Annotated in this window: 23 protein-coding genes; 8 read left to right on the plus strand and 15 right to left on the minus strand. The window is 62.2% G+C overall.

The features are described 5' to 3' along the window. The first annotated feature begins 853 nt into the window (after positions 1-853). The 3 genes from RT91_RS02150 to RT91_RS02160 all read left to right on the plus strand — a co-directional run bounded on the left by RT91_RS02150 (position 854) and on the right by RT91_RS02160 (position 4,144). Complete coding sequence (locus RT91_RS02150; RefSeq protein WP_205408943.1) at positions 854-2,065, plus strand: AAA family ATPase; 1,212 nt, start codon at positions 854-856, stop codon at positions 2,063-2,065. Next, positions 2,055-3,056, plus strand: coding sequence for a ParB/RepB/Spo0J family partition protein (locus tag RT91_RS02155; protein WP_035185492.1), 1,002 nt, complete (start codon positions 2,055-2,057; stop codon positions 3,054-3,056). Before RT91_RS02150 ends, RT91_RS02155 begins: the two co-directional genes overlap by 11 nt. A 62-nt stretch (positions 3,057-3,118) precedes the next feature. Then, positions 3,119-4,144 (plus strand): replication initiator protein A, encoded by a 1,026-nt coding sequence (locus RT91_RS02160; protein ID WP_205408944.1) that lies wholly within the window; start codon positions 3,119-3,121, stop codon positions 4,142-4,144. 522 nt (positions 4,145-4,666) lie between these two features. Here RT91_RS02160 and RT91_RS02165 read toward each other — a convergent pair. Then, positions 4,667-5,710 (minus strand): hypothetical protein, encoded by a 1,044-nt coding sequence (locus tag RT91_RS02165; RefSeq protein ID WP_035185496.1) that lies wholly within the window; start codon positions 5,708-5,710, stop codon positions 4,667-4,669. A gap of 30 nt (positions 5,711-5,740) precedes the next feature. Then, a complete protein-coding gene (locus RT91_RS02170; protein WP_035185498.1) occupies positions 5,741-8,926 on the minus strand; it encodes a DEAD/DEAH box helicase in 3,186 nt (1,061 codons plus the stop codon). Between the two features lie 198 nt (positions 8,927-9,124). On the opposite strand from RT91_RS02170, the gene RT91_RS02175 reads away from it, so the two are divergent. Next, positions 9,125-9,502, plus strand: coding sequence for a hypothetical protein (locus tag RT91_RS02175; RefSeq protein WP_011930606.1), 378 nt, complete (start codon positions 9,125-9,127; stop codon positions 9,500-9,502). A 143-nt stretch (positions 9,503-9,645) separates the two neighbouring features. Next, positions 9,646-10,206, plus strand: a complete 561-nt coding sequence (locus RT91_RS02180) for a DUF4168 domain-containing protein (protein ID WP_051788135.1) — start codon at positions 9,646-9,648, stop codon at positions 10,204-10,206. A gap of 155 nt (positions 10,207-10,361) precedes the next feature. On the opposite strand, the gene RT91_RS02185 is transcribed toward RT91_RS02180, so the two are convergent. The 4 genes from RT91_RS02185 to RT91_RS22430 form a co-directional block, all read right to left on the minus strand. Next, positions 10,362-12,215, minus strand: coding sequence for a HipA domain-containing protein (locus tag RT91_RS02185; protein WP_035185501.1), 1,854 nt, complete (start codon positions 12,213-12,215; stop codon positions 10,362-10,364). A gap of 180 nt (positions 12,216-12,395) precedes the next feature. After that, entirely contained in the window at positions 12,396-13,337 is a 942-nt protein-coding gene (locus RT91_RS02190) for a type IV secretory system conjugative DNA transfer family protein (RefSeq protein ID WP_051788137.1), read from the minus strand. A gap of 2 nt (positions 13,338-13,339) precedes the next feature. Beyond that, positions 13,340-13,891, minus strand: coding sequence for a DotD/TraH family lipoprotein (locus RT91_RS02195; RefSeq protein WP_011930602.1), 552 nt, complete (start codon positions 13,889-13,891; stop codon positions 13,340-13,342). Positions 13,892-14,743: 852 nt separating this feature from the next. Further along, positions 14,744-16,417: a site-specific integrase gene (locus RT91_RS22430; RefSeq protein WP_240314153.1), complete on the minus strand. Its 1,674-nt coding sequence runs from the start codon at positions 16,415-16,417 to the stop codon at positions 14,744-14,746. Here RT91_RS22430 and RT91_RS02205 point away from each other — a divergent pair. Then, positions 16,407-16,961, plus strand: a complete 555-nt coding sequence (locus RT91_RS02205) for a ProQ/FINO family protein (RefSeq protein WP_035185507.1) — start codon at positions 16,407-16,409, stop codon at positions 16,959-16,961. The two genes, RT91_RS22430 and RT91_RS02205, sit on opposite strands and share 11 nt — an antisense overlap. A 4-nt stretch (positions 16,962-16,965) precedes the next feature. On the opposite strand, the gene RT91_RS02210 is transcribed toward RT91_RS02205, so the two are convergent. Further along, a complete protein-coding gene (locus tag RT91_RS02210; RefSeq protein WP_055725997.1) occupies positions 16,966-17,289 on the minus strand; it encodes a hypothetical protein in 324 nt (107 codons plus the stop codon). Positions 17,290-17,486: 197 nt separating this feature from the next. Between RT91_RS02210 and RT91_RS02215 the strand changes: the two genes are divergently transcribed. Then, on the plus strand, positions 17,487-17,846 hold the full coding sequence (locus RT91_RS02215) for a helix-turn-helix domain-containing protein (RefSeq protein WP_011930598.1): 360 nt from the start codon (positions 17,487-17,489) through the stop codon (positions 17,844-17,846). A gap of 65 nt (positions 17,847-17,911) precedes the next feature. Here the strand turns inward: RT91_RS02215 and RT91_RS02220 are convergent, their stop codons facing one another. The 8 genes from RT91_RS02220 to RT91_RS02255 form a co-directional block, all read right to left on the minus strand. Next, on the minus strand, positions 17,912-18,547 hold the full coding sequence (locus RT91_RS02220; RefSeq protein ID WP_011930597.1) for a hypothetical protein: 636 nt from the start codon (positions 18,545-18,547) through the stop codon (positions 17,912-17,914). After that, positions 18,534-18,896: a type II toxin-antitoxin system Phd/YefM family antitoxin gene (locus RT91_RS02225; RefSeq protein WP_011930596.1), complete on the minus strand. Its 363-nt coding sequence runs from the start codon at positions 18,894-18,896 to the stop codon at positions 18,534-18,536. The genes RT91_RS02220 and RT91_RS02225 overlap by 14 nt, the downstream gene beginning before the upstream one ends. Positions 18,897-19,384: 488 nt before the next feature. Beyond that, positions 19,385-19,864, minus strand: coding sequence for a DUF805 domain-containing protein (locus tag RT91_RS02230; protein ID WP_011930595.1), 480 nt, complete (start codon positions 19,862-19,864; stop codon positions 19,385-19,387). A 201-nt stretch (positions 19,865-20,065) separates the two neighbouring features. Further along, positions 20,066-20,776, minus strand: a complete 711-nt coding sequence (locus tag RT91_RS02235; protein ID WP_011930594.1) for an ABC transporter ATP-binding protein — start codon at positions 20,774-20,776, stop codon at positions 20,066-20,068. Beyond that, positions 20,773-21,537 (minus strand): ABC transporter ATP-binding protein, encoded by a 765-nt coding sequence (locus RT91_RS02240; RefSeq protein ID WP_011930593.1) that lies wholly within the window; start codon positions 21,535-21,537, stop codon positions 20,773-20,775. Before RT91_RS02240 ends, RT91_RS02235 begins: the two co-directional genes overlap by 4 nt. Next, positions 21,534-22,520, minus strand: a complete 987-nt coding sequence (locus RT91_RS02245) for a branched-chain amino acid ABC transporter permease (RefSeq protein ID WP_011930592.1) — start codon at positions 22,518-22,520, stop codon at positions 21,534-21,536. The genes RT91_RS02240 and RT91_RS02245 overlap by 4 nt, the downstream gene beginning before the upstream one ends. Continuing rightward, positions 22,517-23,386: a branched-chain amino acid ABC transporter permease gene (locus RT91_RS02250; RefSeq protein WP_011930591.1), complete on the minus strand. Its 870-nt coding sequence runs from the start codon at positions 23,384-23,386 to the stop codon at positions 22,517-22,519. The genes RT91_RS02245 and RT91_RS02250 overlap by 4 nt, the downstream gene beginning before the upstream one ends. A 120-nt stretch (positions 23,387-23,506) precedes the next feature. Next, positions 23,507-24,631, minus strand: coding sequence for an ABC transporter substrate-binding protein (locus tag RT91_RS02255; protein ID WP_240314154.1), 1,125 nt, complete (start codon positions 24,629-24,631; stop codon positions 23,507-23,509). 84 nt (positions 24,632-24,715) lie between these two features. On the opposite strand from RT91_RS02255, the gene tnpC reads away from it, so the two are divergent. Further along, positions 24,716-26,134 (plus strand): IS66 family transposase, encoded by a 1,419-nt coding sequence (gene tnpC / locus RT91_RS02260; RefSeq protein ID WP_007423977.1) that lies wholly within the window; start codon positions 24,716-24,718, stop codon positions 26,132-26,134. The last annotated feature ends 55 nt before the right edge of the window (positions 26,135-26,189 follow it).

Genomic DNA, 26,189 nt, shown 5'->3' on the forward strand with positions numbered 1-26,189 from the left:
TTTCCTCCAGGAAACTTCCGCGCAGGGACACTGCGGAGACAGCTGAATGTGGCACCAAGAAGTCGTCCGGCGGGCACGGTCGGACAAAAGTCTCCGTAAGGAGAATTTTCATCAGAAAGGCATTGAGAGCAGTCAAGAATGCCTACGACAAACAGCCCATGGGCCAAACCAACGAAGAGCTTCTTCCGGGCGGATCTCCCTCTGGGCCATTTTGGAGGGCGCCTTGGAACGTCTCTAAAGCGCCGTCCATGGGCAAGATTGGATAGAAATTTCCTCTAGGAAACTTTCTATTGGAGAAGCGTCGAGATCCATCGATAACGACCGCCCCCCCTGGCGGCCAATCAATCAAGAGATGCCTCCACGAAGCGTCCGCCTCGACGGCACCCGGACGATGCGCGAGTAGATACCTGCACAACACCAAGAAGGGGAGATCGAGCGAAAGTTTCCTCCAGGAAACTTCTTATCAGAGGAGACGTCGATGCCGTGTCACAGCCTTCCCAACGGCGACGGCGCCGGCTGTTCCGGATGGCGTTTTCTCGGGTAGCTTTGGCGACTGATCCGATACAAACGCTTGGACAGGGCGGGCAACACGGCGTGGCCAGCATACGCGGAAAGCAGCCGCTCCAAGGAAATTCCAGCCCAGTCCGCGAGTTGGTATCGGCAACAGCTCGAAACGACAGCGAAGCCGTTGGAAAGGGTTGAAGGGGAGGGGGGCCACAGATCAGAAACGCTGCCAGCCGCCGAGCAACAAAATCAACGGCTTACAAAAACTTCTTGACGTCTTTGAAGCTTTTGTGGAACACAAAGCTCGGTTTTCATTCAAAACAGCCATGGCCGCATCGGGATGAGCATCATGGAAGCAACCGACGACTCGGTGAACTCACAGGTAACGCAGATACATCATCTGGCAGCCGCCGGTGAAAAAATGGTCGAGCGACTGCGCAAGAAGGCATTTCTGCCTGACAGGCGTAAGGCTCTCAATGTACGCCTCGGAATTGCCGAAGTCGCTCGCCTGCTTGGGTGCTCCACCAACCGCATCCGCATGGCAGAAGAGGACGGCAGGCTGCCGCGCCCCGAAGATGGGTCCCGGCGTGCGGGGTACACAATCGAGGCGCTACTCAATATGAGAACCGTCCTAAACGCCTCAAAACATCGGCATTCGTCCGAAGCCCCCGCAATTATCGCAGTTCAAAACTTTAAAGGTGGCGTAGGCAAGTCAACTGTTACTGTACATCTTGCCCATTATCTTGCGATCCAAGGATACAGGATACTCGTGGTCGACTGCGACAGTCAGGCAACCACGACGACACTTTTTGGCTGCAACCCTCATTTCGACGTCACCCGAGACCAGACCCTCTATCCCTACCTCTCGGTGGCATCGACAGAGGATGACCTCAACTACGCTGTCCAAAAGACACCCTGGCCAAATGTCGACCTCATCCCGTCTTGTCTTGAACTCTTTGACGTCGAATATGAGCTGGCAGCGACCAACGCGACAGGGCAGGGGATCCTGAGGGATCGTTTTCGCAAGCTGCGCGATGGCCTCCAGAAGACCGCTCACGACCACTATGACATCATATTGCTCGATCCACCCCCCGCACTCGGGATGGTCAGCCTTTCGGTCATGCAGGCCGCCACCTCACTCCTGGTCCCGCTCGCAGCGACGACACCGGACTTCTGCTCGACCGTGCAGTTCCTGTCGATGATGGACCAGATCATCGAGGCTATGGCTATGGCTGGGATAAAGCCCGCCTACGACTTCATCAGGCTTATCTGCTCACGCTACGACAATACGGACCCGTCCCAGTCCATGGTGATCCGAGTAATGGAGGAAACGTTCGGCCCTTCATTGTTGCCGGTGCCGATCTTTGATTCCGCGGAGATTAGCCACGCGGCGCTGAGGATGATGTCCGTCTTTGAACTAGAAGCGCCCATCGGCGCGCCAAAGACTCACAAGCGAGCGAAGCAAAACCTCGATGAAAGCCTAAGCCAGGTGGAGGCCCTGATCAGGCATTCCTGGGCAAGACCGGCGTCAATCGAGGAGGCGATAGCCCATGTCGGCTAAGCAGGGCGAGTACCTCAGGGGCATCCTCGGAGGTGCAGACGAGGAAGATACGGCCGAGCCCGTGCCGGAGCGTCCACGCCGGACAAATGCTATTCTCTCTCGCACGAACACGATCGAACGACTTGCTTCCGGCGAGTTGCGACAAGTGACGGAGATGCGACTGGATCCGGGCCGCTGCCGAATCTGGGAAGGTAACGCCCGCCGCTACGAGATGCTCAATGAGGCCGCATGTTCCGACCTGATTGAGTCGATCATTGCTGATGGCGGTCAGAAGATTCCGGCGGTCGTCAGACGGGTCCAGGACGATCCAGACCACGAATACGAAGTCATCGTTGGAACGCGACGGCACTGGACCATCTCATGGCTTCGGAAGAACAGCTATCCGGACATGACGTTCCTTGTGCGTCTAGAGACTCTTGACGACGAGGCTGCCTTCAGACTTGCCGACCTGGAGAACCGTGCACGAAAAGACGTGTCGGATCTTGAGCGTGCATGGAACTACAAGCTGGCTTTGACCAGCTATTATGGCGGCCGTCAGAAGCGGATGGCCGAACGGCTAAGGATCACACAGGGATGGTTATCCAAGATGTTGTCGGTTGCCGATCTGCCAACCGAAATCATCGAAGCTTTTCCAAACTTCGATTCTATTGCGCTGAACGTTGGCTATGAGATCGCAAGCGCTCTTGGTACCAAGAGGCGAGAGGAGATCCTTAGAACAGCGGCTGAAATTCGCGCCGAACAGAATGAGCTGCGCAACAGAGGGGATGTGCTCCTCGACGGCAAGAAGGTGGCAACGCGGCTTCTTGCCACACCAACCCCGAAGCTGAGGAATGAGCCGCTTCAGATCAAGAAAGGCGGCCGGACTGTCACATCCCTCGTCTCCAAGACACGCGGTGCCATAACGATCCGAGTGCACAACCCGGCCGATCTCAATGACGCTGATATCGGCGATGCGGTTGCACGCTTGATCAAGACGGCGCTTAAACGCTGAGGGGGAGGGCAGGTGGGTTGACCGTCAGCCAGCTCATGACAGGTAGATCGAGAGGAAGCGGGATGGAGTTCTACATTCCGTCGTTCGACACGCCATTCTGCGACCAGCGCGAGATGATGGAGCGTCCATTCTTTAGCCTCGCCAAGAAGCGGCGGACGAAACCCATCGACTATACTAGCCCCGATGGCAAAGTTACGGTCTTTGTTACGGCAAACCCTGAATACGGGATGGCGACGATCTGGGATGCGGACATCCTGATCTACTGCGCATCGGTATTAAACAGCCTAAAGAAGCGCAGGGCTAACAACATCCCGCAAACCTTGTCTTTCAGTCCATATGACATGCTGAAGGCAATCAACCGGGTCACGAGCGGGAGAGGGTACGAACTTCTGGCGGGTGCGCTGGACCGCCTGCAATCGACGACCGTCAAGACGAGCATAAGGTCAGGGTCGCGTCACGAGACAACCTTTTCGTGGCTCGACAGCTGGAAGACCGAGACCGACTTGGTCACCGGTAGAAGCAGGGGCATCCAAATCACACTGTCCAAATGGTTTTATGACGGCGTGATGATGAACGGCGGTCTCCTGTCAATCGATACCGACTATTTCGACATCAACGGTGGGCGCGAGCGGTGGCTGTACCGGGTGGGCCGAAAACACGCGGGAGGGGCAGGGCCGGGCGGCTTCGCGATCTCCATGCCAACCCTATTTGAGAAATCTGGTGCGGAAGGGCCCTACCGCCGCTTCAAATATGAAGTGCTGGCTATTGCCCGGCAGAACGCCCTGCCTGGGTACGTGCTCGACGTCGAATGGACCCGGCGTGAGCCGTTCGTCCGCTTTACCAGACGAAGTGCGCTAGAGGGCGAGGGTAAGCCTGAAATGCTGAACGCGCAGGCACCATGCCCTGCTCCCGACGTCCCAACCGAAACCTTGACCGAAATGCGTATCCGCTACCCCTGGCTCAAAATTGACGATCTGTATCGCCGCTACTTGGTGTCGCCACCTAGCACGGTAGCTCTGCATGGCCATGACGCAGCATTCAGGCTGTTCGTGGAACAGGCGCACGCCTTGAGCGAGGTTGAAGTCTGAGAACAGCGACCTTTCCGCGTGGAGTAGGGGCCCAATAAGGGGCCGCATCTTCGCCAGGAGCAAGCGTTCCTGATGTGACGATGGCTGAATCGGTGATCAGCGATTCAGTTTTGATGTTCTCAGCCCGGGGCCCATCCAACGAGCAGAATTTGAAGCCGATTCGCGACTCGGGACCCCGATTACATTCAAGGGGGCGGATCGGAATGCAGTGGTCGCCTCGAAACTCGAGCGTCCTAAGACTCCAGCATCCCGCTCATTCGGCGTATCGACACCTCAGGAACAGCTGTTCGTCACTTTCGGAACGTCCCTATCGACACATTGGGAACATGCACGCGACATTCCGGGAACGGGCCTTGCGTGTAACTATTTGATTTTACGAGATAATTCTGAAGCAATCCGGGGCCTAAACCCTTAAGAATAAAAGATTAAAGCCTTAAAACTGTCCCTCGTTCGAGCTGCCCCGTGGGCCCTGAAGCCAGGGGCACGTCCTAATTCGTGAGGAAAAGGCATTGAACGCTGGCTTCAAGGCCCAAGGCTCATTCCGTCAGCCTCGGACTGGTCGAGATTTCCCACGGCCTGTTGCTCGACCCACGCCTTGACGACCGGGCCTTCGCCGTCGAACCAGCGCCGGAGGGAATCGACCGAGAACCAGCCGAAGTTGTGGTGGCGCTGCTCCATCGGGTTGAGCCAGACGGTCAGGTCGTCTTCGGTCGGCCGGGCCGCTGGGTCGGCCTTCCGGCGCTCGATGAATTCCCGGGTCCAGGCCGGCCCGATCCCGAAATAGGCAGGCTTGGCGTTCGGGCCGAACAACGGATCGGTGCCGCGGCGCTCGGCAAAGCGGGCAGGGAGGCCGGTGGCCTTGAACGTCGCATCGAGGAGGTCCCGATCTTCGTCCTGCTCGCGCAGACGGTCGAGGTCGGCCGGCTGGATCCGTGAGGCAATCACGATCGCCAGGCCACCGCGGCCGAAAGGCGTGAGGGCGCGCGTTGTGCTGAGCGCGATGTCACAGCCCAGGAACGCGTTGTAGACCGCCTCGAGATCCCGGCGGGCCTCTTCACCGAGTGCCCGGACCATGAACGACCGCTCGCTCCAGGCCCCGATGATCCCCGCGTTGTACGCCTTCCAGGCTTCCCGGTCGGCGGCCTTCGAATGGACAGGCAGGACCCGCACCCTGTCGTCCTTGTCCCGCCAGGTCGGAAGGAAGGCGACCACACGGTCGGCGACCACGAGGTCGAATCCCTCGTGCCGCGTCGCGAGGCCACCGGTGATGCCGGGCTTGCCGACCAGCTGGGCGACATTGGACGGATGCGAGCAACAGAGGATCGACTGGTCGAGGTCCGGGCGGTCGCAAAACACCAGTGCCGACCGGCTCGACAGTCCGGATATCCGGTACCGCTCTATGCCGGGCGGAGCCTTGCTGGAGATCCCGAACTCCCGGCGGAGCTCCTCGATCCCGGACTCGTGCTCTGCGCAATAGTCGCCGCCGAGCACCAGACCGCCCACCTCGCTGGCCTCCCCGATCCGGAAGAAGCCCGTGCTTTCCTTGCCTGTCCGTGCCGCGCGCATCGCGAACTCCCTGCCTGAATCGAGTTCTGCTCAACCCAGGCCGAGGCCGAGATCGAGATCGAAAATGGATTCGTGATCCTCGAGAACCGGCGCCGGCGCTTCCGCTTGCTCCTCTCGGATGGGCGCAGGCGGCACCGCGAGGGCATCGCCGGCGGCGACGCCGTGCTGACGGGTGAACTCGTCCATCACCTGCTCGACGGTGTGGAAGTACCCGGCCTCGCTCCAGTCGGCGCGGTTGCCGACGATGTAGAGGACTTCCTTGGCCCGCGTGACGGCGACGTTCGCGATGTTCGGGCGCCCGCCCGCCCAGCCGCGTGCCCGCTTGAATGCCTCGCCCTGGTGGCCCAGCACGAAGATGACACCTTCCGCCTCGCGGCCCTGGACCTTGTGCACGGTGCCGATCCGTCGGGTCAGCTCGCGGGCCTCGGCGAAGGAGATGCCGATCCCGGCATGGTTCTGAATGACCATGTCGCGCAGCCGGCTCTCGATGATCCGAAAGGGGCTGATGATGTAGAGGTCGAGCTTGCCACCGCGGGCGACGATATCGCGGAGGAGGTTGAAGACGACCATCCCTTCCTGCTCGGACCATTTCTCGTCCACGGGGTCGTGGACATCGATCCAGCGCGACGGCCCGCAGGCATCCCGGATCGCGGAGGGCGAAGGCCGCTTGGCGTTCACCATCAGGCCGCCGTAGCCGATCTGGTTCGAGATCGAGAACATCGGCTCGGCGCACCGTCGATGGGCCAGCAGCGGCATGCCGACCCGGCGCGCGCCGCCCTCGCAGGGGTATTCGGCGAACACTTCGGATGCCCCGTCCGCGAAGGTCTGCACGGACCCCCAGGGCGCCATATCGACCTCATGGTCGATGCCCATCGCCTTTGCGATCTCGACGACCATGGGTTCGTTCAGCGTGACGACGGGCTCGACCTGGATCGGGTCGCCCACAACGAGCGCGTTCCGGCTGCGCTTGATCGCGCCGACCGCCGATTGCGGCGTCGCCTGTCCGGCCTCGTCGATGAACAACCAGCCGATCATCGGCTCTTCAACGTCGCGCAGCATCCTGCGGACGCTGGCGAAGGTGGTCGACAAGACCGGAACCGCGATGAAGAGCGTACTGAGGACAGACTGGACGACTTTCGGCTTCCGCCCGTTAAACCGACCGGCGAGGAGTTCCATCGCCGCCGAGAGGTTGGAGCCGACTTCCGTGGCCGCACCCTCCATAAAGGCGCGGTGAAGATCGATTGCCGCCTCGAACAGATCCTCGCGCTGTCTGTGGTCCGCACCGGAAAGCCACGGCGAAGAGGTATGGAAGTGAAAAGGGTCACTCTGGTCGAGTTCACCGGTCGCCGCCTTGTTTACGTCAGACAGGCTTTTCCTGACCGTGTCGAGCAGCTGCAGGAAGCGATCTCGCTCCCGGTTCCAGCGCTCCAGCGCCGCATGCCGGCCACGCGCGGGCCGGTGTGCCTCAAAGGAGGCGGGGATCCGTTTCGCTCCAGTCTTCTTGTCCACGATGACCGGCGAGCGGCCGGCTGCCAGAGCGAGCTGGTTCCTGAGACCCCAGTCTTCATCAAACCAGAATTGGTCACGAAATTTCGCCCGGTTTGCCGAATTGCCGAGCGCGGCCGAGACCAGCCCCCAGCTCTCGCGCTCATGCAGCCTGGATGCTGTTCCCGGGTAGTATCTGGTTGTCGCATCATCAGCGATCGCGCCATTGTCCGGCCATTCGGTCGAGACGTTCTCGACTGCGCCGTTGTTCGAGGAGGCAACCAGCATCTCGAAGCCGATCAGCTTGGGATCGAGCTCGAACAAGGATGGGTCGGCGCGCCCGGAGGAACGCGCTCCTCCAGATCCGAATACGCGAAAGGCGTGGGAGGGGTGGATGAAATCGCTCATCGCGATAGCGCGACGGACAATCAGCGCCGCGGCCGCGTCCTTCAGCAACGTGGTCTTTCCGGTGCCCGGTGGGCCGTTGACACCGATCACCTTGTTCCGGCGGACCTGCGCGGGGTGCAGCGCATAATTGATGATCGACTGCTGCATGGCGACCAGCTGATTGCGGCCCGCGTGCGGCCACTTCCCCTCCGGGAAAAGCCCGGGGCGCAGCAGCGTGTTGATGGCCTTTGGGTCCTCGAGAATGTTGATCCTACGGACCTGTTCCTTCACGCCGAGATACCGATCGAGGAGAGGCTGCTCGATACCCTTCGCCAGATCGCGGCGGGCGTCGAGCAGGTCGCTGAGAAAAAAGCTGTTCATGATCAGGGCGTCGGGCATTCGCTGTTTCGGCACCGGCGTGCCGTCGGGGCTTACCCTCTGGTAGTAACCGATCACCTTCGCGGGCTTGCTGACCACGTCGGACTCTCGTGATGGCCGTGAGACCAGCTTCTCATCGAACCCCAGGCTGTCGAGCATCCAGTAGTAGATCTCGAGGATGGCAGCCTTGTCGATCGGCTTGTCCTTAAACCGGTCGTCGAACAAATCGCGGAAACTCTTGCTGATGTCAGCGGCGGCATGCTTCCAGCCTGGCATTGCGCCCAGATCCCGGTTCAGCGCGCGCACGAGTCCCCATCCGTACGCCGATACAGAGAAGGGCGAAACTCCGTCCTTGAGATCGAGCGTGCCGTTCGGCGCCACGCGGAGCGTGGCGAGAATCGAAACGCCCGACCCGGCGCCACCATCTCCAAAGCTCTGGCCATAGACCTCCTCGAGCCTGACGGCTGCCGTGGCTTCCGGGATCGACCCGAAGATGACATCATAGGCGAGGTAGCCAGCACGCAAGTTCGGGAACTCTGTCTCCGGATAGCCTTCTTCCCACGGCAGCGCATCTCCGTAGACGAGATCGAGCGCCGCCATGTCGCGCTCGCGGCCCGAGACGATATCCTTCAGGTCCTTCACGGTCTCCGGCGTCAGGACCTCCGCGGCGATCCACGCATCGAGCACCGCCAGGCCCTTCTTCTGCGACGGGCTGAGCTCGACAGGTTGCTCTGCCGGATTGGCAGGTTGAGCCGGCAGGACGGTCAGAACGGACTCATCGTCCTGGGCGGGTTGCCCGGCGGGCGCGGCAGGCGCGGCATGCTGAGACCCGGCCACGCGGATGGGCTGGCCAGTGCCGATCTCGGCCTTGCGGCTTTCCGCGACGATCTCCGCAACCTCGGGGACATCATCGTCTGTCGCGCCGATGAATTGCGTCGGCGGGCGTCTGCGCTGGGTCGTGCTCATACCCAGCAGTATCGGTGCCAGATATGAAAGGGACTAAGGACGGATGCAGCAGGACTTCAGTCGATAAATCCAAATTTATTTCGAATTATCCAACGACTCCTCCAACAAGCCGCGAGCAGGATTCATTGGAATCGGGCCACCGTTTCTCCTATGTCTGATGAGCGGCTGAGATGATGGCCGCGTTCAACTGGGCGCGCCATGAGCAGTAATTCTGACCAGAAAATCGATTTCTCCGCGACATTCGGACTCTCGAAGAGTGTGCCCGCGATGATCGAGGCGCGAGATCATCTCGGCCGGCATTTTCCGACGCGGCCTTGGGAGGACATCCTGCTTGGTGCGGTCCAGCCGCCGGCACCGATCGAGGTCGTGCACTACAGCACTGGAGCGGTCGCGATCTTCTGGACGCGTGGCGCGTCGATCGTCTGCCTGCTCTACCAGGGCGACGGGTGCGTCTTCCATGGTCAGGGGTCGGACGGCCGGGACTGCGCCCGGCTTGGAACGATGAGCTATGTCGAGGAGGTGTTGCCTCGCTCGGTGATGCTCGAGATCCTGGCGGTGTGCCGGCAGAAGGGGTGATCGACGAGGCTGGGTCTCGCAGGACGTCCAACACAAAATTCACAAAACCGTTGGAAATTATGCCCAACGGCAAACACAAACACTCTGCACACCGGTCTCCAGTCGCGCATCGCGCGGCGCCATAGCAAGGAGACTTACGATCCATGAAATCTCGCACCCTCATTACGTCGTCAGCGCTCATCGTGATGCTGACTGCCGGCAGTGCCCTCGCCCAGACATCTGCCGGAGGCCAGGCCGGTGTCGGCGCCTCTGTGGGTGTCGGAGCAAACGCCGGTGCTGGCGGGCTGGTCGGCAGCACGCTGGGTGCCGCAAGGTCGACGGCCGGGAATGTCGGCAGTGCGGTCGGCTCAACCGCCGCGGGCGTGACGAGCAAGGTGGGCGCACAGGCGAATGGCATGGCAAGATCTGCCGAAGCAACGTCCGCCGATTTCTCGGCGGCCACTATATCCAAGGCGAGATTGGCAACCAGGCAGATCTCTGTTCTCGAGGCACGTGAGCACCGTGAGATCCGGACAGCGAAGACGGCCAGCCGTCGTCGGGCCATCGAAACCAGGGCCCGGGCCGAACGCGCGCGGCTGATCAAGAGCCACGGACTGTCGGTGTCCGAATACGATCGGATCGTGAGCGAGGCCCGGAGCAACCCAAGCCTCGCCAGTCGCATCGGGCTGAGCGTATCTGCAGGTGCCGGCGCGCAGATGAAGTGAGGCGCATTCGATAGCCGGACGGCAGAACGCCCGGGTGCCGTAGCTCCCGGGCGTTTTTTTGTGCGGCCTGTCGGGAGTCCGTATCGCCACAAGATACGATCAAACCGCCAGCAGCTTCCTCGGCTTCAACCTCCTCGCCTCAATCCGCCCCTGGTTCAGGGTTGTCCACGCCTCCTAAGCGCCAGACACCGCGCTGTGGCGATGGCCTCAACCTTATCGCGAACTGCTTTAGCGTCGGCGAATTCGACGGCGAATGCGGGGAGCTGAAGGGTCGCCAGGCGCTCTGTGATCCGTGTTGTGAGGGCTTCGAGCGCGGCTTCCGCATCCTCGACGGTCAGACCGATTGTGCGCGCGAGGCGTAGAAAATCCTGGCGCGTCAGCCGATCATCCTTCCCATTCAGTTTCAGGGCCATTCGATCGCCGGCAAGGCTTGGGAAAACCCGTGTGGTCACGGCATCGTAGAGGGGCGCAAAACGGACGGTCGTGAACGTCTTCGCGCCCACATCAGCCGTCTTGAGGACGGCGAGATTCTTCAGGTGCATATCGCCGTCGGCGATCAACCAGGCAAACACCGCGCGTCGGAACAGGATGTTGAGGTCTGCGGCCGGGTCGGTGGAAAGCGGACGCAAGGCGCGCGCCATTCTCTCGATCGTTCCGTCGTATTTCGCGGATGTCGGGAGATCGAGGACGGAGCAAAAATCCTCCATCGCGAGCCGACGCAGATCGTGTGGTCCACGTCTGATGTCGAACCGTTCGACGACCAAGGACGGCGGCATGCCGTCCGGCATCGCAATCAACGCGGCGTCTGGCGTCTCGAACCCTGCGGCGCGCCCGAGTTCGAGGCACAGCCACTCGACGATCGGTAGCATGTCGAAGCCCGCCGCGCCTGTTGGCTTCAGGATGTGGGTGAAGGGCTGATCGATCGCCGGGACAAGGGACCCGTCCTTGGTCAGGCTCATCGGCGCCTTGACCTGGACGCCCGACAAGCGCGGCGTTTCAGAGCGCGCAAAGATGCGCGCCAGACTCTGCTCGAAGGTGTCTTCGATTTCGCCGCGTCCGGGGCCGGCATAGACCCCCGTGAAGCGACCGTCAGCGGTAAAGCTGGAGAGTGGGGTCGACAGCACATCAGCCGGCAGCGTCGCCAACTGATCCCGGTCTTCGACGATGGCGATGTTCGACATGTAGCGTCGACCTCGGCGCAGGGCATCGCGCTCGTCGCGTTCATGCAGGACCTGGGCGAGCCAGCCCTCGGGCAGCAGCGATTCGATGAAGGCCGGCAATTTGCCGGGCGTCGTCCCGCGGATGAGCGCCGGACCAGTGCGCCGCTCAGGTTTCCAGCGCCACTCGAAGCCGTCATGGGTCAAACGACCGACAAGATCCCCGTGCCAGGCAACCAAAAGATTGAGCGCGGCCTTGTTCACTGGCGCCGCGCCTCCGGGTTTGGCGAGGAGGAAGCGTTCTGCGCCCTCACCCTCCCGATACCATTCGTTCTCGCGGGCAAGCGCCCAAACGGCGTCAGCCGCCGCCTGGGGCGTGCCGTGTTCCGCCACCAACCGGGCGGCCATCTGGGCGCGCATCTCGGCGGTGATGGCGCTGGCGTGCTCGCTCCTCAACCGAAAGGCTTCGAGGAAGCGCTGTCGTGGCGACGAAGCGGCGATGCGCAGCTCTCCGAGATCATCGCCAATGATGGCGATCGCCGTCGAGGGGTGGGCCGGAGCCTCATTTTGAATGATTTCCAGGGCCCGCAACCTGGTTCGCTGGTTGCGTCGACCACTGATGAAGAGACGCCCATCCGGCGTGGGCGCGAGCAGGACAGCGCTGGCGGATGATAGGTAGGCGTTTGGATAGAGGTAATGCGCGATCCGGACGGCGTGGGCTAGGATAGCCGTCTCGGCATCGCCGTCGTGATCCACGTAGACGCCACGAACGAGGGGGATCAAGTCACCGTTTTGGGCGCGATGATGCGCCCGTTTGGCGTCTATCGTCTCTCCGACCAAGTGGATTGCCATTGGATTATCCCGCATCTCAGATGCGTGACAATTCCACACTCGACGCCCGGGGGCAAGAATTTTCCCGCATCTGAAATGTACGACAATCCCAAGTCTGCCGGCGTGGACCTCGTCGCCGACCGACGTCTGAGATGAGCGGCGCCTTAGTATCTGACGCCCCCCTGGGCCGATCGCGCCTGGCTAGTTCGGCATCGCCTTGATCGGGGATGTCTGCGGGTGCGGCACGCTCAGGCTGGGCTCGGCGATGATCTTCACCACCCGGTCGCCTTCGCGCATGTTCTGGCCGGTGCCGGTGACGCCGAGCGTCTTGGCCTGGACGACCGGAGCCGAGACCTTGCCTTCGTCGTAGAGCTTGCGGTAGCGGATCATCCCGGTAAAGTCGCGGTTCAGCCGGTCGAGGTCGAGGCGGAAGATCGTCTCGCCCTCCTTCACGCCCGCCCGCCAGCCAGCCTTCACGTAGTGCTTCCAGACCGCCTCCTCTTCCGAGTTGTGGGGCAGTCCGGCCTCGAAGGGGCGGTGCGGCGCCTGCCAGGTGCGGTAGAGATAGCCGTACCAGAGCGGTGCCGACGGAACGAACCGTGCCTGGCGGACGATGTCGTAATAGGTGTCGGCCACCCGGATCGTCCGGCCGAAATCGGAGGACTGGTACAGGTTCCGGCTTTCGGAAATCACCGGCGGCAGGATCTGCACACCACCCGGCTGATAGGTGACCAGCCGCGAGAAGTCGTAGATCTGGCTCAGGCGCGCGGCGTTCGCGCGAAGCTCGCCGTCGATGATCCGGGTCGCCCAGGCCACGCCGCCCTCGGCGCCATAACGCAGCGCGGTGTCGCGGATGACCGGAAGCTCGACCATCTCTTTCGCGGCTTCCTTGCTTGTCCCCGAGCCATCGCGGTGCATGCGGCTCATCGCCTTGAGGCTCGGAATTGCCTGCCGGGCGGCGTCGCCGGTCTGGACCGGGAACATCGAATCACCGTCATTGATATGGATGCCGACCATGTCCGGAGGGACGGGCTTCGCCGACGCGGCCTTGCCGGGCGCGCCCTGCAGATTCGCGCAGCCGGTCAGCCCAAGGAGGATGACCGCGGCGGGGAGGGCGGCCGATCGGAAACGGATGCGCGCCATGGTCAGGTCCCGGCCGCCTGGTTGACGTCGAACTGGATGGTGCGGGCCGCCGGCGAAACCACGAGCTTGCCGTAGGTGCGGATCCGCGCGCCGATGTCCTGCAGCACGATCGCCGCCGGCACCTTGTTCTTGACCAGGACGATCGTCGGCGGGGTCGCGGGCGTGTGGGTCGGCGGGAGGACCGTGTAGTTGATCTGGGCCGCGAGTTTCCGGATGGCGCCCTCGACCGGCCCGTTCCAGCGGATCGTCACCGGGCGGCGAAGCTGGGCGGGGAGGCGGGCCAGATCGATCTTCGGCAGGGCCGCCTGGACCGGCGCCGCGGGGGCGGCGATGGCGACACCCTTGGGGGTGGCCACCTGCTGCGGGTCGACCGGGCCATTGTCGAGCTGGGAGAGTGCCTGACTCGCCTCGGTGAACGCCCGGGCGAGATTGCTTTCAGCCTCGGCCTGGACGGCCTGGGCCTCGGTGGTCATGACGTCTGCGTGGGCGAGTGCCGGCATGCCGGCAACCAGCGCGAGCACGGCGAGAACGGCCTTGGAGCGAATGCGTACCACGCTCTGATCCTTCTGTCGGTGAACTGCCGCTAGAATACAATATTATGCCGGTTATTTTCCACATAAAAAATACCAGCCGCTATCGCACCCGGTTGGGCATCATGAGCGTGATCTCGACCACGAACCGGTGCGGCGGACATGCACCATAATGGCGGCGACGTCGTCACCATTGCGCGGAAGCTTGAAAGGCGGAGAAATGTCGAGATCTGATAAATGTGCAATTTTGCACACCTTGGCAGGTCTCGACATTTCTCCGCAGCGAATAAGTCGAAATTACCCTGCTCTAACCCGAGCCTCTTGTCCTACATTTTGGGATAAAATATTCTGAATTTTGCACCAAAATACCCATGATTTTGAACAGAAATGTCATACATTTTGCACGGAATTATCCTAAATCTTGTCGGCAAATGGTCTATATCTTGCACTTAAATATGCTGACTTTTGCAATCTAATGTCATGCATTTTGGAACGAAGTGCGATTAGGTAACGGGGGGTAGAACAAAATCGGGTGGAAATTCCTCCTCAAACAGCCACCCCTCGCCATAAGCTGAAAACCAGCGCCGGGGCGTCACCGGAAACCAGCAAAATTCGGAATATCAGACGGAAGCGGGAAAACAGCGGAAAATAGCGTAGCAGGGGAGTGGAAATTCGAATTAATCGGAAAATCAGGGCGGGGAAGGGGAGGGGTGAAACGGAAATCGGGTTTCCTGTCGAGGCGGGCGAACGGCATACACACCTAAAATGCACCTTAAAAGACAGCTGCTAAACACCACCCCAACGGCCGCGCATTTCCCAAAATAAAAGCCGGCCCCGGACGGAAATCCAGGGCCGGCTCGGCAGCACGAATGCGGCCTACTGAGGGGTGGGCATATCCTCCGGCACCACTGCCAAGCTCCCGTCCGGTCGCATGAAGGGTGCCGGATTGTCCGACCGGATACGGCTCATGATCCGTTCCACATCGACCCTCGACGGTCGGATCATGATTCCGCCGGTCCCCTTGCCGGTCCACCCATCCCGCTTCCGGCCATAATGCTCGGTCGCCGTCTCAGGCACCGAATGCCCGGCCAGCGCGGCGACCTCGACGGGGCTGTAGATCGTCTTCCAGTTGGCGATCGCCTGGTGACGGAAGGAGTAGGGGGAGTATTTCGCCGACATCCCGGTGGCAGCCCCGATATGGTTGATCGCCTGGCGCAACCGCCTGATCGTGGGCTCCGTCCCCTCCTTGGGCGCCTGGCGCTGGAAGAGGGCCATCGTGAATCGGATGGGCTCGATATCGATCCGAGACAGGGGAGACAGGTCGAGCACCCGCACCAGCCCGTTGGCCCGCCCGTTCGACGCCTTGGCGTTGCAGACGAAGAGCCAGACATTGCGGCCGTACGGCGCGTCGGGGTTCGGGCAAGTCCGTAAATCGCAGGTTGCCCACTCCGAGGGCCGCATGCCGGTTCGGATCGCGGCGCGGGCGAAGTGGAACATGTTGTCCGCCCCGACACCACGGCCACGATCCAGGCAGAACTTCAGGAGCTTGTTGTAATCCTCGAGCCGGAAGAACTTCGTCCCCTTGACCCCCTCGGACGCTGCCGCCTCTCCATCATCGGCGCTCACACCATCAAGGATAGCAGCTGCTGCCCGTGCCGAGGGGTGGGTTGAGTCATAAAGGTAGAAGGCGATCGCGGCCTTGTATGACCGCCATGTCGAGGAACTGATGTCCGGCTTCATCCTGATCAGCCACCTCACGAAGTCGACCGGGTCGATGCGCTCGTCCTCATGGATAGAGGTAGCGTCATCCACCAGTGGGATAGCGCCCGGCCGCCGGATATATCGGGTCAGCAGACTGTGGGCGCGGTCCCGATACAGCTGCACCGTGGACGCGCTGATTGTCTGCAGGCCGCGCCGTTTGTGAAAGCTCTCGACACCACTCAGCCGCCCGATATGGTCACCCATTGACCATACGGCCCGGCGAGATGCGGTCTCGAAATCAGGGCATTCCGACACTTCGACGTCAGGAACAATCTGAGCCTCCGGCGGAACCAGCGAAGACAGGTGAGTCGCCTTCAACTCCAGAGATTCTGGCAGCACGGATGTCGAAACACTCGGTTCACGTGCCAGGTCCGGCAAGGCAACATCCGCCGCGCGAGCCGGATCCATCCACTTCGCCGCAGCACGATCAGCTTCCGCGGTATCGCGTCGGCCATTCTGCACGGGCTGGGCATGGCCAACCTTGATGTTCCTGGAGAGGGTGACATCGAGCGGGCTCGCCATGGCAGCGGCCGCTTGCTCCTCGGTTCTGTCTTCAGGCACTGGATCATCCTTCCGGTTTGGTGCGCCAGCCTCATCGGGATGCGCGCAGATGCTCCAGTATATCGAGCGGCGGTGATCCAACCAAAGAATTACTTTCACAATTCGGATTTTGTAAGCTCGCTGAGATCGTGAAAATAATTGATAATTATTTTTGAATTTATATGCTATAAGCATTCCACGGGCGGGTTTTCGCCCAGCCAGATCAAGGATCAGGACCGTGACCGCCACAGCCGCCATCCCCGTCGACCGGCCATCGTACCACGAAGGCAAACGGCTTTACCGCCGCCTGGTCGCCGGCGATCTGTCGCACCTGGCGCCCGTCCTCACATCCCTGCAGCCCCTCGTCGGCGCCGCCGCGGCGGGCCTGGCCGCCCGGCTCATCGAGGCCGGGGTGGATGCGGATGAGCTCCTGATCAGGGCGGCTCTTGCCCATCACGTCCGCCGGCCCGGCTACCTGGAGCGGATGGCCGCGCCGGACAGCATGCGCCACGACCTGGATGGCAATCCGGTGGAGCCGGTGTCAGCGCGCCACCGCGACCATGCGGCTGCGACCCGGAAGGCAATGGGCCCCAGTCTGGCGAAGGCCAGGCAGCAGGCGCGGCGCCGCACGGAGCGGGAGGCCCGATCGAGATGGCGCGCGGCCCCGGCTCCGGTCGTCGAGGTGAAGCAGGCCGGCCGACGTCGGCTGGCGGCTCCGGCCGGGGCGGGGCAGGGGGCTGTGGCGAGCCTTCGCGATCGGCTGGGCCTTGCCGCGCGCCTGTCACTGGGCTGAACTCCTAGAACAAAACCTCTTCACCGGCCGCCCGCCCGATCCGGTTCGCCGATCGTCTGAACATCCTCATCTCCCGGGGCGTCATCCCGAGCGTGTTTCCGTATTCCGGTGCGCCGTTCGTGATCGCAAGCCAGAGCAGTTTCAGCTCCTGCCGGCTGAATGCGATCCAGGACGAGCCGGGCGCGGCGGATTGCAACGTGTCGACGGCCTTGCGGGCAGTCCTCTCGGACGGCTGGGACATCACGAACTTGCCGGCAAGCCGTTGCGACAATGCGGCGAGCGACGCGGAAGCTTCGGCGGGGGTGAGTACGGCTGATTCGGCGGCCATCGGGATCTCCTGTTGGCTTGTTGCTTCCATTCTACCGCGCGGACCGATGAGCCTTAACCTGCCCAGGAGTTCGGGATGCCGGCGAGGTCACCTGGCGCATGCTGCCGTTTCGGGCCTCTCCATCAGAAAACCATCCATTCGAGTGGCATTTATTCTGGATTTTTGCTCCAAAGTATCCATCATATTGGGTGTCAAATATGATCGCGCCCACCCGGCCGGCCGATCTGATCTGGAGATCCACGACCATGCCAAAGCTCAGCCCCCTGTCGCGCGAGGAGATGATGAGGCTGCGCACCCAGTTGGCCGACGACGTCGAGGCCGGCGGCCTGCCCCTGTCGCTGGCCGTCCGCCGGATGCGCAAGGCGATCGGTTTCACGCAGGTGCAATTCGCCAAAGCCATGCGGCTCACGACCCGCCAGATCTGGGAGATCGAGAACGGCAAGGCGAACCCGTCGCTCGAGACGATGAACAAGCTCGCCCACCCGTTCGGGTTCCGCGTCGGCTTCATCTCCCGGCATCGGGCTGCCGCGATGGAAGAGGCGGATCGAGCACCCTGAATGCCATCAAGATGGGGGCAGCCAGGTTCGTGGGGAATTCCGCCCACAGATCAGTCGCCCCCGGATCAGCCCGGGCTGATACTTAGCGCCTTGGCCACGAGCGGCTGAGCCCACGCGACGGTCGCCGACAACTCGCCGCCCTTCGGAATCAGCATCTCCCGGTTTTGCACGCGGAAAACCTCCCGTGGCGCCGGCGATCCGTCCGCTGACTGGTGAGAGTTGTCCCAGACCCGCATTTCAGCCCGCGTCCCGATGAATTTGAGGAGATTGGTCCTGCTGTTGTCGTATCGCTCGCGGATCTTCCGCTCCGGGATGTCGTGCCCACCCCGGGCCACCCGCTCAGCCACGCGCTGGATGTGGAGATCCACCGAGGCAAGGCCGACATAGAAGATCAGGACCCGACGCTCGAGCGCGAGAGCACGCAGCAGCTCCATCGTGATGCTTGCACCGCCAAGCGTTGTCTCGAAGGCGAAGTTGAGATTCTGGTCGATCGCTCGCTGAAGCCCCTCGTAACCGAGCCCCCATGCTCGCGCGTTTGCCTGCTCGGTACCAAGCCCGATCGCCATGAAACTCCGCGCCTGTTCGTCGGGATTATAGTATGCGCCGCCAAGGCTCCGGATCAGCGGACCAACGATTGAGCTCTTGCCGGCGCCGTTGGTCCCTGCCGCGACGATGATCCGGCCGACCTTAGCGGCCAACACCCGAACCCGACCGGTGACCGGGCGCCCTTCTGCGCGTCCGCCGATAGGCGTCCACCGCTGCCTTTGGCAGGTCCTCCGCAGTCAGTGCCTCCAGCCTCTCATACGCCGCTTCGGATCGATCCGACTGCATATCCTGGAACATCTGGTTGAAGGATTCCTGCATGCGAGCCAACTCGCCGACCGGAACCGTGCCCGCCGCCTTGACCGCCTCGTAGAGGTCCGGCGAGATGACCACGAATTCGAGCTTACCGTGTCGGGTCACTTCGACAGGTGCCCGCCTGGCCTGTTCCCCGAGCTTTGCGAAGCTGCTCCGAGCGGCACTGGCCTCGATGACGGCTGACTTGCTCATGTGAACCTCGCAATTCCACTTTTGTCCAAAATTACCCGTTCTGTACGATATAGGCAATCGGTGTCGGCTTGCGAGTCCGTGGGTATCGACACGGCTCCGGATCGCCCTCCGGCCACGGGCCGACAATGTCCGTCAAGTGCTCGCCGATCGCCATGAAACTGTCGTTCGTTACGCATATGGAACACGCGACCTCGGGCAAGTACCTGCTCCGGCTAGAGATCTAGGCGCTCATAGAGACTGCCGTCCGACGTCGGTTGGATATGCGCCGGCGAAGGGCGTGCTGGCGATTGCCGCAGACGCCGGTCGACGTCGTGCCATGGCACTGAACCAGGAATTCTCAGTACGATCGAAACGACCACACTTGACATAATGGTCGATCGATGTTTTGCGTTCTGAATTCAGAATGCGGTATTTGTCACACCCAAGGTGACTGGTCAGTTCATCGAAAACGACACTTGCAGACGGGGCGAGCCATACGATTTTTGATGTCACTCGGAAGCCGGACCATATCTGTTTGGCCGCGGGCCGCCTCGCGACGCCAGAAGGCTGATCACCCTCACCCAGGTCACCCCGGTAAAGACGGTCAGGACCAACAAAATCTCGCCCTGCCAATGGGTTTCCTGGTGTCGGGACAGCAGACGCATCCATTCCTCGCTCACCATGATCAGGGCGGCGAACAGCACATAGAACACCACGATCAGCCAGCCTGATCGGCCGACATCGTGCAGGCGCCGCACCTCCAGCGGGATCGTCGGCACCAGCAATATCAGGGAGACCAGTGTCACCAGCACAAGCATCGGCACCCCTTGCCCTATCGGCGGGGGCATCAAGACCAGCCTGATGAATGCGAACGCGCCTCGCACAAGCGTGGCGAACAAGAAGAACCACCAGAATTCGGATCGGGACGCCCGGCCGGAATACCGGGACCATCCCACCGAACCCCGCTTCACGGATTCAGTGAAGGTCATTACGGCTATCCATCCTGGCCACACGCCTATCATCAGGCCGGCGGATCGGAAAGCCCGACCGGCAGTCAACGTTCAGTGAATATTAAAGCCGTAGCAGCGAAGACAGGGTCGAACACCCTGAACCTTTCCGTCTAACTGAGCATCCAGGTGGCCGATGGGGATTGATACGGGTCTCTAAGCCGCATGCAAACTACATACATATTAGTCGACGTGGCTGACGCCGGCGAGGTGTTCCATCCGTTCCGTATCCGCACCGAGTTCGGCGGCGGAGCCGTCATAGACGACCTCGCCGTCGGACAGCACATAGGCGCGGTCGGCGAGCTGGAGGGCGAGATGCGCGTTCTGCTCGACCAGCAGGATCGACATCCCCTCGCCTTTCATCCGGCCGATCGTGCGCATCACTTCCTGCACGATAACCGGGGCAAGCCCCTGGGAGGGTTCGTCGAGGATCAGGAACTTGGGGTTGAGCAGCAGCGCGCGGGCGATGGCCAGCATTTCCTGCTCGCCGCCGGAGAGTCGCCCGCCCTTGCTCGTCTTGCGCTCCTCAAGCCGCGGAAACAGCTTGTAGATCGTCTCGATGGTCCAGGGCCCCTTGGTCTCGGGGGGAACGAGCAGGTTCTCGTGCACCGTCATGTGCCCGAAGATCTTGCGGCCCTCGGGAACATAGCCGACGCCGGCATTGGCGATGCGATGGGAGGCGGCCTTGGTCACATCCTTGCCGAACAGCTTGACGTTGCCATCGCGGGGCGGGGTGAGGCCCATGACGCTGCGCATCGTGGTGGTCTTGCCGGCGCCGTTGCGGCCGAGCAGGGCGATCAGCTCGCCCTGGTTCACCTTCAGCGAGACGCCGTGCAGGATATGGCTCTTGCCGTAATAGGTCTGCAGGCCCTCGGCTTCGAGAACGGCACTCATGCGGCGGTCTCCTCGATGGCGGTTCCGAGATAGGCGCTCTGGACGCGCGGGTTGGCGGAGATTTCCGCCGCCGTGCCCTCGGCGAGGAAGGTGCCGTTGTCGAGCACGGTGATGCGGTCGGCGATGCCGAAGACGATCGCCATGTCGTGCTCGACGAAGAGCATGGTGATGCCCTGGTCCTTGTTGAGCCGGCGGATCAGGTCGGTCATGTGGTGCGTTTCCTCATCCCCCATGCCGGCGGTCGGCTCGTCGAGCAGGAGCAGGCGCGGATGGCGCGACAGGGCGATGCCGATTTCCACCACGCGCTGGTCGCCATGCGACATCTCGCCGACGATGCGGTCCGCCTTGTTGGCGATGCGGGTGACCTGGAGCAGCTCGTCCACCTTTTCATCGACCTTCGCGCGCGCCGCCCGCGAGATCCAGGGGCGGAGCTGCAGGCCCATCGCCGTTTCCACCGCGACGCGGATGTTTTCGTAGACCGAGAGCGAGAGGAAGACCTGGGTGATCTGGAAGGTGCGGATGATGCCGCGGCGGACCAGATCGTTCGGGCTGACCGCGGTGATCGGCTGGCCGTCGAAGATGATCTGGCCCTCGGTGGGCGGGAAGAAACCGCTGATCAGGTTGAACAGCGTGGTTTTGCCCGCGCCGTTCGGCCCGATGATGGCGCGCAGCTCGCCCGGCTCGACCGCGAGCGAAATGTCCTTCAGCGCCTGCAGCGCGCCGAAGCGGCGGCCGACATGTTCGAGTTTCAGAAGGCTCACGACCGCGCCCTCCCCTTGATGAAGCCGAGCAGGCCCTGCGGGAAGAACAGCACCGACAGGACGAAGATCAGGCCGATGAAGCTCATCCAGTTCTGGGTCACGCTGGAGAGGTAGTCCTGCGCCGCGATGTAGATGACGGCGCCGAGGAACGGCCCCCAGAAGCTGCGCATGCCGCCGAGCACGCAGATGACGACGAAGGAGCCGGAGAGCTGCCATTGCAGGTCGTCCGGCGAGGCGAAGGCGGTCAGCATCGCGTTCAGGCTGCCGGCGAGCGCGGTGATGAAGGCCGAGATCGCGAAGGCGACCCAGACCTGCTTGTCCACCGCGACGCCGAGAAAGCGCAGGCGGGTGGTGTTCTCGCGGGTGGCGACGAAGGCATGGCCCATCGGCGAGCGGAGGATCTGCCAGACGACGAGCATGACCACCGCGAATAGCGCCAGCACGACATAATAGAAGCGCGCCGGGCCGAGATTGATGGCTTCGCCGCCGAGATGCAGCGGCACGCGGGAGAAGCCGGTCAGACCATCCTCGCCGCCGGTGACGGTGTTCCAGCGCACCGCGAGGAAGTAGAACATCTGGCCGAAGGCGATGGTGATCATCGCGAAGTAGATGCCCTTGCGCTTCATCACCATCGGCCCGACCAGGATGCCGCCGATGCCGCCGAGCAGCGTGCCGGCGATGAGGGCGAGCGGCATCGAGGGAATGACATGGATGATGAACAGGCCGGTGCCATAGGCGCCGAGGCCGAAATAGGCCGCATGGCCGAAGGACAGGCCGCCGGTGTAGCCGAGCAGCAGGTTCAGCCCGGTCGCGGCCATCGCGTAGACCAGCACGCGGGAGGCGAGATCGGTGAAACCGCCGATCGCGGGCAGCCAGATCGGGACGAAGAGCAGGGCGAGCCAGATGATCGCTGCCGAAATCTCGCGCCCGCCGATCGAGGGCGCGGGCCGCGTGGCCGGCTTGGTGTCGAGTGCAGTGCTCATTCGAACAGACCTTCCTGGCCGAGCAGGCCGCGGGGGCGGATGACCAGGACCACCGCCATGATGACGTAGATGACGACTTCCTGCGCGACCGGGTAGAAGGCCGCGGTGAGGCCGGAGGCGATGCCGATGATCAGCCCGCCGAGTACGCTGCCCATCAGGCTGCCGACGCCGCCGACGATGATGGCGACGAAGGCTGGCATGATCAGCGAATCACCGATCGTCGGCGACAGGCCGAGCTGGCCGGCGGCGAGGATGCCGGCGACGCCGGCAAGGAAGATGCCGATGCCGAAATTCACCGCGCGCAGAAAGAAGATGTTCACGCCGAGAGAGGAGATGGTTTCGAGATCGGCATTGCCGGCGCGGATGCGGATGCCGATGCGGCTGAACCGCAGCACCGCGAACAGCGCGCCGGTGACCAGCACGGTGATCAGGATGACCACGATGCGGAAGCCGGTGAGAAAGAACATCGAGGAGCTGAGCGGCGAGTTGAGGTAGTTCGGCAGGGCGAAGGGCTGCCCGATCGAGCCCCAGATGGTGCGGATCATGTCCTGCATGATCATCGCGAGGCCGAAGGTCAGCAGCAGCGAGAACAGCGGATCGCGCCCGTAGAGCGGGCGGATCAGCACCCGTTCGGTCACGACCCCGACCACCACCGCCAGCAGCGGGGCGACGAGGAGCCCGCCCCAGAAGCCGATATAGGGTTCGAGGGTAAAGGCGAGATAGCCTCCGAGCGCCATGAAGGTGCCATGGGCGAAATTGATGATGCCGTTCAGGCCGAGGATCAGCGACAGTCCCAGCGCCATGAGCGCATAGAAGATGCCGACCACCAACCCGTTGAAGGCGCTGTAGACAAGCAGAGTTTCCACGGATCTTACTTCATATCTGGCGCCCGCGGGCGCGGCTGGAGACGAGGTCGCGCGGCGGATGCGGCGAACCGGCCCACGACTTTCGCCGTGGGCTGGCCCAGTCCGCCACGCGGGCGGGCTTCAGCTCGGGTACGTCATCTTGCAGCCGGCGGCGGCCGGCGACAGGGCGATCTTCTCGCTCGGCACCACGTCGGCCACCTTGAACAGGTTCGGATAGCTCGCGTCCTTGGGGACGTAGCCGGGGAACATGTTCGCCATCATCTGATGGTCACCGGCGCGGTAGTGCACCTTGCCCGGCTGCAGCGCGATCTCCGGCGGCAGTTCCATGCCTTCGAGCGCCTTGACCACCTTCAGCGAGTCGAGCGTCTTCGCCTGATTCGCCGCAAGGGCGATGGAATGAGCGCTTACATAACCGAACCAAGACCGAGCGGTTGGGACTTTGTCACCAAATCGACGCTTATATGCCGTGACGAAGTCGGCAACGTGGGGAACGCCGGGCTGGTTCCAGTACCACTCGAAGGTCCACCAGCCGAGAAGGGCTGCCTTCGGAAGAGACTCTAAGACCTCCATTTCCTGCAGCGCGCCGGCGATCGCCATCTGCTTGTCGAGGCCGAACTGCACGGCCTGCTTCAGCAGGTTCACGAGGTCGTCGCCCGCCTGCAGGCAGATCAGCACGTCCGGCTTCGCGGCGCGGGCGCGGATCAGGTAGGAGGAGAAGTCCGTGGTGCCGAGTGGCGCAAGCGCATTGCCTACCGATTTGCCACCCGCCTTCTGAAGTTGCTTTACATAATCCCTATGCTCAGCATGACCAAAAGCATAGTCAGGTGTAATAAAGAACCACTTCTTGCCAAACTTTTTGAATAGGGTCTCGAAGTCACCGGCCGTAAGCATCCATGTGGTCGAGCAGGTGCGGAATGTGGTCCAATGACATTTGCTGCCGGTCACGTCATCTACGTGACCACCAGTATCAATATAGAGCATATTATGCTGCAATGCGAATTGACTAAGTGATTCTGCCGTAGCTGAGTTAACTGCTCCCATCAGAAAATTGACTTTGTCCTCAGCAACAAGCTTTTGCGCTTTCGTCACTCCAGGACCTGGCAGGCTTTCCGAATCTTCAACGAACATCTGAACGGGCCGGCCGAGAATGCCGCCCTTCTTGTTGATCTCGTCGATAGCCATTGTTGCGCCATGAATCTCGCTAAACCCAGCAGCCGCATATGTACCCGTACGCGGATCGATCATGCGTATCTGCTCATCCTGGTCCGTCGATAAGTTGAATCGATTGTGAATTGACGTGACCACGGCGGATACGATTCGACGGGAGGCGTGAACGAGCTTCCTGACCTGTCTCTCCTATCGCACGCTGAGAAAGACGCGCTGATCCGCGCGCTATGGGACGCGTTGCAATCATCCGAGCGCAGGAACGCGGAACTGGCAATCCGGCTTTCGGATGCGGAACGCCGGATTGCGGAGTTGGAGGCGCGGCTAAACGAACCGCCGAAGCGGCCGGACAATTCGAGCCTGCCGCCATCGCGCGGGCAGAAGCCAAACCGGCCCGAGAAAAGTCCGCGCAAGGGGCCCCGCAAAGGCAGTCTCGGCCGTGAGGGTGGCGGTCGCTTGCTTGCCGAGAACCCCGATCAGACGGTGATCGCGAAGGCGGCGCATTGCCAGCACTGCCGTGCCGGGCTGACTGACGCGGATCAGCGCCTCGCGCAGCGCTACGACAAGATCGATCTGCCGCCGATCAAGCCGGTCGTCACCCGCGTCGAACGCTATGCCGGCCATTGTCCGTGCTGTGGGGCGACCACGCTGGCAGCCGTCCCGGAAGGCATGGAGACCGGCACACCATTCAGCCTCAACCTCGTGGCTCTCGCGATCTACCTGCGCGTCATCCATGCGGTCAGCTACCGGCGGCTGTCGCGCCTGTTCACCGAGTTGTTCGGCTTGGCGATCAGCGAAGGCGCGCTCGATGCCGCATTCCGCCGCGCCAAGCCGGGCTTCGATGCCGATGTCGGTGCCATCCTCGCCCGACTGCGCCGCGCGCGGGTCGTCTGCTCCGACGAAACCTCGGTGCGGATCAACGGCCGGACCCACTGGAACTGGGTATTTCAGAACGACGAAGTCGTCATCCATGTGATCCGGCCAAGCCGGGGCGCCAACGTCGTCGCGGAGGTAATGGACGGCCATCGCCCCGCTATCTGGATCTCCGATCTCTATGGCGCCCAGCGCGGTCATGCCGATGACTGGCAGATTTGCCTCGCCCACCAACTCCGGGACTGCAAATTCGCGATCGAGGCGGGTGATACGATCTTCGCACCCAGAATGAAGGCCCTGCTGCTCCGCGCCGTCGTGCTGGCGCGGCGCCATCGCACGCTCGCGGACGCTACAAGACGCGCCTGGCGGCGGCGCCTCGACCATGATCTCGACGCCGTCATGGCGCTCGCCCCGATCAACCACCACGGCAGACGATTGCGCCGACGATACGGCAAGGTTCGTGATCATCTCTTCACCTTCCTCGACCACCCGGATATCGCCGCGGACAACAACGGCTCCGAGCGCGAACTCCGGCCTACCGCGACATATCGCAAGGTCACCGGAGGGTTCCGATCCAACTGGGGCGCCGATTTCTTCGCCAACGTCCGATCCGTCGTCGGGACCGCCGCGCGGCACGGCCTTGATGCCTACACCGCTATCAAAAACGCCGTCACCGGAGCATCACTGCCCATCGCCCCCCTACCGGGTTGAGCAGATACAAGAAAGCAAGAACTGGCGCTTTCCAGATCGGTAGTGATACTCTTTT

Source organism: Acidiphilium sp. JA12-A1, from assembly GCF_000724705.2.
GTDB lineage: Bacteria > Pseudomonadota > Alphaproteobacteria > Acetobacterales > Acetobacteraceae > Acidiphilium > Acidiphilium multivorum.